The following is an 8,602-nucleotide window of genomic DNA, read 5'->3' as shown; positions in this document are numbered from 1 at the left end:
GGGGTTTCGGTCGGCGCGGCGGCCGGGCCGTCGGTCGGCGCACCGGTCGTCATGGCGGTCGGCGCGCTGCCCGCGCCCGCCGGAGAGAGATCCGTCATGCCGTTTCATCCCCCAACTGTTCTGCACTAGTGCATAATCTGTTTTGTGCTAGGAGATTATCGCATCACGGGTCGGCGCGCAGCGGAGATCGCGGCCAGCGTCGAGTTCGCCGTCGGCTCCGGTGAGCTGAGCCCCGGTCAGCCGCTGCCACCGCTCCGCGAGCTCGCCGAGGAGCTGGGGGTGAACCCGAACACCGTGGCGGCGGCCTATCGCTCCCTGCGCGAACGGGGGGTGATCGAGACCGCCGGGCGCCGGGGCAGCCGGGTGCGGGCCCGCCCGGCCACCGCGCCGCGCGGGGCGATCCACGTCGAGGTGCCGCCGGGGGTGCGCGACCTCACGGGCAACCCCGACGCCGCGCTGCTGCCGCGGCTGGGGCCGGCCCTCGCCGCGGCGGCCCGGCGCTATGACGAGCGGCCCACCCTCTACGGCGACCGGCCGGTCGACTCGGGCCTGGAGCGCGCCGCCCGCGCCGCCTTCGAGGCCGATGGCGTGCCGCCGGGCCCGATCGCCCTGACCTCCGGGTCGCTCGACGCCATCGAACGCGTGCTGATGGCCCATCTGCGACCGGGCGACGCGGTGGTCGTGGAGGACCCGGGCTGGGGCAGCCTGCTCGATCTGATCCCCGCGCTGGGGCTGCGGCCGGTGCCCTGCGCCGTCGACGACGAGGGGCCGCTGCCCGACCGCCTCACCGGCGCCCTGGCCGCCGGCGCCCGGGCGGTCGTGGTGACGGCGCGGGCGCAGAATCCGACGGGCGCCGCCGTGAGCCCCGCGCGCGCCCGCGCGCTGCGCGACATCCTGGCGCGCCGCCCCGAGGTGCTCCTCATCGAGGACGACCACGGCCATGCCATCGTCGACGAGCCGCTGCACCCGCTCTCGGCGGGCCGGGAGCGCTGGGCGCTGGTGCGCTCCACGGCCAAGGCGTACGGGCCCGATCTGCGGCTCGCGGTCCTGACCGGGGACCGCGTGACGATCGACCGGGTCAGCGGCCGGCAGCGGCTCGGCGCGGGCTGGGTGAGCCATCTGCTGCAGGGCGCCGTGGCCCATCTGTGGGCCTCGGGCGCCGTGGACACGGCCGAGGTCGCCGGCTCCTACGGCGCCCGCCGGGACGCCCTCGTCCGGGCGCTGAACGAGCGCGGGGTGGCGGCCCGAGGTCGCACCGGAATGAATGTGTGGGTGCCCGTCTCCGACGAGACGGGTGTGGTGACCGGGCTGCTGCGGCGCGGCTGGGCGGTCTCCCCGGGGGCCCGGTTCCGGCTGTCCTCGCCCCCGGGCGTGCGGATCACCGTGTCGACGCTGACGCTCCACGACGTGGAACCGCTGGCCGACGCGGTGGCCGAAGCGCTCAGCCCGGCACCCGGGGGGCGCTATGACTGAGGCGCCATGGCTGAGGCGCCAGGGCCGAGGCGCTGCGTCCGGGCGCGCTACGACCGGGCGCCCGTGCCCGCCCGCGACCGCGAGCGGCTTCGTCCGCGCAGCCGGGCGCGCGCCCGGCCCGGGGCCCCCGACCCGCCGCCGCCCTGGGTCAGCGCGGCACCGATCAGCACGATCAGCGCCCCCACCGGCGTGTTCCAGGTGAGCCGCTCGTCGAGCAGCAGCACCCCCGCGGCCGTGGCGATGACCGGGGTGAAGTAGGTGACCAGGGTGGCCGTCGTCGGGCCGACCTCGGCGACGAGCCCGTACTGCACCAGGAACGCGATGCCGGTGCCGACGGCCCCCAGGGCCACCACACACAGCAGCGGCGCGATCGGGAACGAGGTGGGCAGGGAGGTGAACAGCGGGGTGACCAGCGCCAGTTGCACCGTGCCGAGCAGCAGCTGCGCGCCCGCCATGGAGAGGTTCGAACTGCCGGAGCCGGTGAGCGTGCGCCGGACGTAGATCCAGCCGACGGCGTAGCTGAGCGAGGCGACCAGCGCCATCACGGTGCCCGCCGGGTCCTGGCCGGAGAAGCCCTGCCAGGCGCCGAGCACCACCAGGACGCCGGCGAAACCGAGGCCCAGGCCCGCCACCCGGCGGCGGGTCGGCCGGTCCTCCGACAGGCTCACCACGGACAGGGCCATGCCCCACAGCGGGGTGGTGGCGTTGCAGATGCCGGCCAGCGTGGACGGGATCGTCAGCTCGGCGTAGGCGAACAGGGTGAACGGCAGGGCGTTGAGGAAGAACGCGGCGACGGTGAGGTGGGCCCAGGCGCGCACCCCGCGCGGCAGCCGCTCCCGCTTCGCCATCAGGACGATCGCCAGCACGGCGGTGCCGAACACCATGCGGCCCAGCGTCACCTGGAGCGGCGCGTACGCCTGCGTGCCCACCTTGATCAGGAGAAAGCTGAAGCCCCAGATCAGGCAGAGGGCGGCGAAGCGGATGCGCCAGTCGAGGGCGAGGCGGCGCGGGCCGGCCGGCGGAGCCGCGAGGGCCGTGGGGGTCGTGGAGGCTTTCGGGGCCGCGGAGCCTCCAGGGGAGGTGGCGTCTCCTGATGCGATCGGGTCCGGAGAGGCGGCTGCGGCTGCTGGAGCCGGTGGGGTGGCGCTGGTCATGGACACCACGATGGCCTGGGGCAACCTCTAAGGACAAGCGAGATTATTTGCGCCCCATAACTTAGAATCTCTTACATGTTGAACCTGGACCGCCTTCGGACGCTGGACGCCGTCGCCCGCCACGGTTCGGTGAGCGGCGCCGCCGACGGCCTGCACGTCACGACGTCCGCCGTCTCCCAGCAACTGGCCAAGCTGGAGCGGGAGGCGGGCCAGCAGTTGCTGGCCAAGAACGGCCGGGGCATCCGCCTCACCGACGCCGGCCGGCTGCTCGCCGAACACGCCTCCCGGATTCTCTCCCAGGTCGAGCTCGCCCAGGCCGATCTGGAGGCCCATCGCGGCCAGGCCGTGGGCGAACTGCTCCTCGGCGCGTTCCCGACGGCGGCCCGCGGGCTCTTCCCCGCCGCCCTCGCCGCTCTCCGCGTCGACCACCCCCAGCTGCGCACCCGGCTCCAGGAGATGGAGCCCGACGAGGCGGTGCCCCGCGCGGTGCGCGGTGACATCGACCTGGCCGTGGTGCTCGACTGGTACAACAAGCCGCTCTCCATGCCCGAAGGACTGGCCAAGGCGCCCCTGCTGGACGACCCGGCCGATGTCGCCCTGCCCGCCGACCACCCCCTCGCCGACCGCGCGGTGGTCGAGCTCGAGGACTTCGCGACCGACGAGTGGATCTCCTGGCCGCAGGGCGAGTTCTGCCACGACTGGCTGATGTTCACCCTGCGCGGCGCGGGCATCGAGCCCCGGGTGTCCCACACGGCGGAGGAGCACCACACCCAGCTGGCCCTGGTGGCCGCCGGCCTGGGGGTCGCGATCGCGCCCCGGCTCGGCCGCGGCCCGGTGCCGCCGGGGGTGCGGGTGATCCCGGTGCGGCACACCATGAAGCGGCATGTGTACGCGGTCTGGCGGATCGACGCGGACCGCCGCCCGTCGATCCGGGCCGCGGTGACGGCGCTGCGGGCCGCGGCCGGCTCGGTGCCCGGCGCGGCGGACGCGGGGACCGGCCCGTCCGGAAGGTGAGAACGGGCTCCCGGCCCGCGGCGAGTCGGCCGCCCGGCCTGCGGCCGACCGGCTACCGGGCCCGTGGCGAGCCGGCGGCCGGCAGTCGACGGCCGACCGCCCGGCCCGCCGCGAAGTCGCCGTTCAGCTCGCGGTGAAGCGGCCGTCGAGCTTGCGGAAGTCCCAGGAGAGCGTCTCCTCGGGAACGAGCCGCAGCCACCCGTGGCGGCCGTCGTACGGCATCTCGGTCAGGCCGAAGTACTTGGCGGCGAACAGCCGCTCGACCCGTTCGAGCGCGGGGGACGACGCCGGCGCGCCCCGGCGTGGCACCTCGCCGACGACCTCCACCCGCCCCGCCAGCTCCACCCCGCGCAGCTCGCCGTACTCCCGCCCGTCGTCGACGACCACCGCCAGCCGGGGGTCGCGGCGCAGGTGGGCCCAGCGGCGGCTGCGGACGAGGGAGTGCAGCCACAGCGCGGAGCCGTCCCAGCAGAACCACAGCGGGCTCACGTGCGGGGCGCCGTCGCGGCCCACCGTCGCGACCCGGCAGGTGCGCCGCTCGCTCAGAAAGGCGTGGATCTCGTCCGGTGCCATCATCACGCGCCGGCCCCGCCGCTGGGCCGATCCCTCCGCGCCGGTCATCCGTGACCTCCGGGTACGCGGCCAGCGCCGCCGTGATCCATCAAGCCTGACGATCCGTCAGGTCCTCGGGAATCATCGCGCCGGCGCCCGCGCGGCGCAAGGGCGGGGCGCGGGGCGCGGGGCGCAAGGGCGGGCGCCGTTCGCGGCGGCCGGTCAGGCGAGGGTGATCGAGTCGCCCTGGACCGACACCTTCGCCGCCGGCAGGGGGCGCGTGGCGGGTCCCTTCTTCACGCTCCCGTCCGCGATGTCGAACGTACTGCCGTGACAGGGGCAGTTGATCAGGCCGTTGGTGACGTCCTTGACCGGACAGCCCTGGTGGGTGCAGATCGATGAGAACGCCAGGAACCGGCCGGCGCTGGGCTGGGTCACCACGACCTTCTGATCGGGGAAGACCTTGCCGCCGCCCTCCGGGATCTCGGACGTGCGCGCGAGGACCGTCCCGGAGCCCGCCTGCGGCGGCCGCGCCGGGTCCCCGCCCGTCCGCTCGCCGGTGTCCGCGGTGCCCGACGGCTTGGACTCGTCCGAGCCGCAGGCGGCGAGCGCGGCGACGAGCCCGGCCGCCCCTGCCGCGACGACCACGCCGCGGCGGCTCGGCATCCGCCCGCTCCCCTGAGATTCCGTCATGGTGTGCGTCCCTTTCGTGGTGGATCGCCGTACGACCGGCGGTGCTGCGGCCGGTTCAGTCCACAGGTACGGCGCCGACCCGTCCGATGTTCACCGTCCGCGGGGCGGCCGTGGTCCACTTCCGCGGGGAAACCCGCGTGATTCGCCCGCAAGGCCCCCGTAACCTGGCGTAATGCTGACCGAAGTCACCGCCACCCGCTATGTCACGCCGTTGCGTGAGGGCGGCTCGCTGCCCGGGATCGTCGAGGCCGACGACTGTGGCACGTACGTCATGAAATTCACCGGCGCGGGACAGGGCCGCAAGACCCTCGTCGCCGAGATCATCTGCGGTGAGCTGGGCCGCGCGCTGGGCCTGCGGGTGCCGGAGCTGGTCACCATCGAGCTCGATCCGGTGATCGGGCTGAGCGAGCCCGACCAGGAGGTGCAGGCGCTCCTCAAGGCCAGCGGCGGGCTGAACCTCGGCATGGACTTCCTGCCCGGCTCGCTGGGCTTCGATCCGCTCGCCTACGAGGTGTCGCCCGCGGAGGCCGGCCGGGTGGTCTGGTTCGACGCGCTCATCAACAACGTCGACCGCTCCTGGCGCAACCCCAACATGCTCGTCTGGCACGGCGACCTCTGGCTGATCGACCACGGCGCCACCATGATCTGGCACCACAACTGGCCCTCCGCCGCCACCGCGGCCGGCAAGCCGTACGACGCCTCCGACCACGCCCTCGCGCCGTTCGGCCCGGACATCGCGGCCGCCGCCGCCGAGCTCGCCCCGCGCGTCACCGAGGAGCTGCTCACCGCCGTCACCGCGCTGGTGCCCGACGCGTGGCTCGTCGACGAGCCGGGCTTCGCCGGCCCCGACGAGGTGCGCCGCGCCTATGTGGAGGCGCTGCTCGCCCGCGCCGGTACGATGCACGAGCGGATCACCGTGGGCGAACGGACGGAGCCCAGGCCCTCGCAGGCCCCGGGGTGGCTCACCGCTCGGCTGCACCGGAAGGACGCGAAGTGAACGGGCGTAACGCCGGCCCCCGCGACGTCTTCGAGTACGCGCTGCTGCGGGTCGTGCCGCGGGTCGAGCGCGGCGAGCTCATCAACGCGGGTGTGGTGCTCTACTGCCGGGCGCGCTCCTTCGTCACCGCGGTGACCCATCTCGACGAGGCCCGGCTGCGGGCCCTCGACCCCGAGGTGGACATCGCCGGGGTGCGGGCGGCGCTGCACGCGGTCGAGTGCGTGTGCCGGGGCGGGGAGCCGGCCGGCCAGGCCGCCGGCGACGACGCGGGCCGGCGCTTCCGCTGGCTGATCGCCCCCCGCTCCACGGTCGTCCAGCCCGGCCCGGTGCACACCGGCCTGACGGCCGACCCCGAGGTGGAGGCGCGGCGCCTGCTGGACCTGCTGGTGCGCTGAGCGCCCCGGCCGGGCGGGCGCGTCCCCGGCCCCGGCCCCCGGCCCGTTGACACGGTGTGCCGGGACTTCTAGCGTTTCGTCGGCCCCCTACTAAGCGGTTGCTCATCGGCGATTGCTCATCAGTGGTCGCTCAGGGGCCCGTCCGCGGGGCCGCCCCGGTTCCGCGGGGCGTCGGGGGCGCACCGGCCGAGCGCGAGGAGACCAGCATGTCCACCGAAGATCAGCGCGTCGCGATCGTGACGGGGGCCGCCCGGGGCATCGGCGCGGCCACCGCCGTCCGGCTGGCGGCCGAGGGCCGGGCCGTCGCCGTGCTCGACCTCGATGAAGCGGCGTGCGGCGACACCGTCGAGAAGATCACGGCGGCGGGCGGCACCGCGCTGGCGGTGGGCTGCGACGTGGCGGACTCCGCGCGCGTCGAGGAGGCCGTGGGCCGGATCGTCACCGAGCTCGGCCCGCCCACCGTCCTGGTCAACAACGCCGGCGTGCTCCGCGACAACCTGCTGTTCAAGATGAGCGACACCGACTGGGACACCGTGCTGAACGTCCATCTGCGCGGTGCGTTCCTGATGGCGCGCGCCTGCCAGAAGCACATGGTGGACGCCGGCTTCGGCCGGATCGTCAACCTCTCCAGCAGCTCCGCCCTCGGCAACCGCGGCCAGGCCAACTACTCGGCCGCCAAGGCCGGCATCCAGGGCTTCACCAAGACCCTCGCGATCGAGCTGGGCAAGTTCGGCATCACCGTGAACGCCGTGGCCCCCGGCTTCATCGCCACCGACATGACCGCCGCCACGGCCGCCCGCGTGGGCATGGGCTTCGAGGAGTTCCAGGCCGCGGCCGCGAGCCAGATCCCGGTCCAGCGGGTGGGGCGGCCGGAGGACATCGCGAACGCCATCGCCTTCTTCACCGGCGAGGCCGCCGGATTCGTCTCGGGCCAGGTGCTGTACGTGGCCGGCGGACCGCTCAACTGAACGGGGACCTCGACACCATGACCGCTCGCAGCGACAATCACCCGGCCGGCGCCCGCGCCGGCGAGGAGGGTGCAGACGGCGCCCGCGCCGGCGAGGAGGGCCCGGACGGCGGGCGGGTCGCGCTCGTCACCGGCGCCAGCCGCGGCATCGGCTACGGCATCGCCGAGGCGCTCGTGGCGCGCGGCCACCGGGTCTGTGTCACCGGCCGCGGCGAGGAGGCGCTCCAGGAGGCCGTCGAGCGACTGTCCGCCGCGAGCCCCCTCGACGACGGCGGCCCCACGGTCATCGGCGTCGCCGGCAAGGCCCATGACGAGGCCCACCAGGCCGAGGCCGTCGAGCGGACCATGGCGGCCTTCGGCCGGCTCGACCACCTCGTCAACAACGCCGGCACCAACCCGGTCTTCGGCCCTCTGGCCGATCTCGACCTCGCCGTGGTGCGCAAGGTGTTCGAGACCAATGTGCTCTCGGCGCTGGGCTTCGCCCAGCGGACCTGGGCGGCGTGGCAGAAGGACCACGGCGGCGCCATCGTGAACATCGCCTCGATCGCCGGGGTCAACGCCTCGCCGTTCGTGGGCGCGTACGGCATGAGCAAGGCCGCCATGATCAACCTCACCCTTCAGCTCGCGCACGAGATGGCGCCGGCCGTGCGGGTCAATGCCATCGCTCCGGCCGTGGTGAAGACGAAGTTCGCCAAGGCGCTGTACGAGGGCCGGGAGGAGGAGGCCGCGGCCGCCTACCCGCTGGGGCGCCTGGGGGCGCCGGAGGACATCGGCGGGGCGGCGGAGTTCCTGCTCTCCGAGCGGGCCGGCTGGATCACCGGCCAGACGCTGGTCGTCGACGGCGGGATCTTCCTCAACGCGGGCGTCGGCTGAGGCCCGGTACGCAAGGGGCCGAGGCCCTCATGCCTCCGGCCCGGGTGCCTCCGGGGCGGCGTTGTCAGTGGCCGCCGGTAGGTTCTGTGGTGGAGAACGCATCACATCCCGGAGGTTGTTCACGTGACCGACATGCTGCCCGAGTCCTGGCGCGGTGTCCTCGGTGAGGAGCTGGAGAAGCCCTACTTCAAGGAGCTCACCGAGTTCGTCGAGGAGGAGCGGGCCAGGGGGCCGGTTTATCCCCCACGCGAGGAGGTATTCGCCGCCCTGGACGCGACCCCGTACGACCAGGTGAAGGTGCTCATCCTCGGGCAGGACCCCTACCACGGGGAGGGCCAGGGCCATGGCCTCTGCTTCTCGGTGCGCCCCGGGGTCAGGACGCCGCCGTCGTTGCGGAACATCTACAAGGAGATGCACGAGGAGCTCGGGCACCCGGTGCCGGACAACGGCTATCTGATGCCGTGGGCCCGCCAGGGCGTGCTGC

General features: G+C 74.2%; 10 protein-coding genes. 7 read left to right on the top strand and 3 right to left on the bottom strand.

What is annotated here, in order from left to right; translation table 11 throughout:
* Window positions 1-144: 144 nt before the first annotated feature.
* Window positions 145-1,473: an aminotransferase class I/II-fold pyridoxal phosphate-dependent enzyme gene (locus tag ACSNOD_RS24640; RefSeq protein WP_436769230.1), complete on the top strand. Its 1,329-nt coding sequence runs from the start codon at window positions 145-147 to the stop codon at window positions 1,471-1,473.
* A gap of 47 nt (window positions 1,474-1,520) precedes the next feature.
* Here the strand turns inward: ACSNOD_RS24640 and ACSNOD_RS24635 are convergent, their stop codons facing one another.
* A complete protein-coding gene (locus ACSNOD_RS24635) occupies window positions 1,521-2,627 on the bottom strand; it encodes a DMT family transporter (protein WP_436769229.1) in 1,107 nt (368 codons plus the stop codon).
* A 75-nt stretch (window positions 2,628-2,702) separates the two neighbouring features.
* On the opposite strand from ACSNOD_RS24635, the gene ACSNOD_RS24630 reads away from it, so the two are divergent.
* On the top strand, window positions 2,703-3,641 hold the full coding sequence (locus ACSNOD_RS24630; protein ID WP_436769228.1) for a LysR family transcriptional regulator: 939 nt from the start codon (window positions 2,703-2,705) through the stop codon (window positions 3,639-3,641).
* A 123-nt stretch (window positions 3,642-3,764) separates the two neighbouring features.
* On the opposite strand, the gene ACSNOD_RS24625 is transcribed toward ACSNOD_RS24630, so the two are convergent.
* Together ACSNOD_RS24625 and ACSNOD_RS24620 are read right to left on the bottom strand one after the other, a co-directional pair.
* Window positions 3,765-4,262: a pyridoxamine 5'-phosphate oxidase family protein gene (locus ACSNOD_RS24625; protein WP_436769227.1), complete on the bottom strand. Its 498-nt coding sequence runs from the start codon at window positions 4,260-4,262 to the stop codon at window positions 3,765-3,767.
* Window positions 4,263-4,415: 153 nt separating this feature from the next.
* Window positions 4,416-4,886, bottom strand: a complete 471-nt coding sequence (locus ACSNOD_RS24620) for a Rieske (2Fe-2S) protein (RefSeq protein WP_436769226.1) — start codon at window positions 4,884-4,886, stop codon at window positions 4,416-4,418.
* A gap of 172 nt (window positions 4,887-5,058) precedes the next feature.
* On the opposite strand from ACSNOD_RS24620, the gene ACSNOD_RS24615 reads away from it, so the two are divergent.
* From ACSNOD_RS24615 to ACSNOD_RS24595, 5 genes are all read left to right on the top strand, one after another.
* Complete coding sequence (locus tag ACSNOD_RS24615) at window positions 5,059-5,883, top strand: HipA family kinase (RefSeq protein WP_436769225.1); 825 nt, start codon at window positions 5,059-5,061, stop codon at window positions 5,881-5,883.
* Window positions 5,880-6,278 (top strand): DUF3037 domain-containing protein, encoded by a 399-nt coding sequence (locus ACSNOD_RS24610; protein WP_436769224.1) that lies wholly within the window; start codon window positions 5,880-5,882, stop codon window positions 6,276-6,278. The genes ACSNOD_RS24615 and ACSNOD_RS24610 overlap by 4 nt, the downstream gene beginning before the upstream one ends.
* Window positions 6,279-6,484: 206 nt before the next feature.
* Entirely contained in the window at window positions 6,485-7,246 is a 762-nt protein-coding gene (gene fabG, locus ACSNOD_RS24605; RefSeq protein WP_436769223.1) for a 3-oxoacyl-ACP reductase FabG, read from the top strand.
* A 17-nt stretch (window positions 7,247-7,263) separates the two neighbouring features.
* Window positions 7,264-8,118, top strand: a complete 855-nt coding sequence (locus ACSNOD_RS24600) for an SDR family oxidoreductase (protein WP_436769222.1) — start codon at window positions 7,264-7,266, stop codon at window positions 8,116-8,118.
* A 132-nt stretch (window positions 8,119-8,250) separates the two neighbouring features.
* Window positions 8,251-8,602 (top strand): uracil-DNA glycosylase (locus tag ACSNOD_RS24595; RefSeq protein WP_436769231.1); only part of this gene is annotated, 352 nt, incomplete at its 3' end.

Source organism: Streptomyces sp. URMC 123 (assembly GCF_051386515.1).
Taxonomy (GTDB): Bacteria; Actinomycetota; Actinomycetes; order Streptomycetales; family Streptomycetaceae; genus Streptomyces.
Note: the sequence above shows the minus strand (reverse complement) of the source record. Positions and strands in the feature narration are given on the sequence as shown.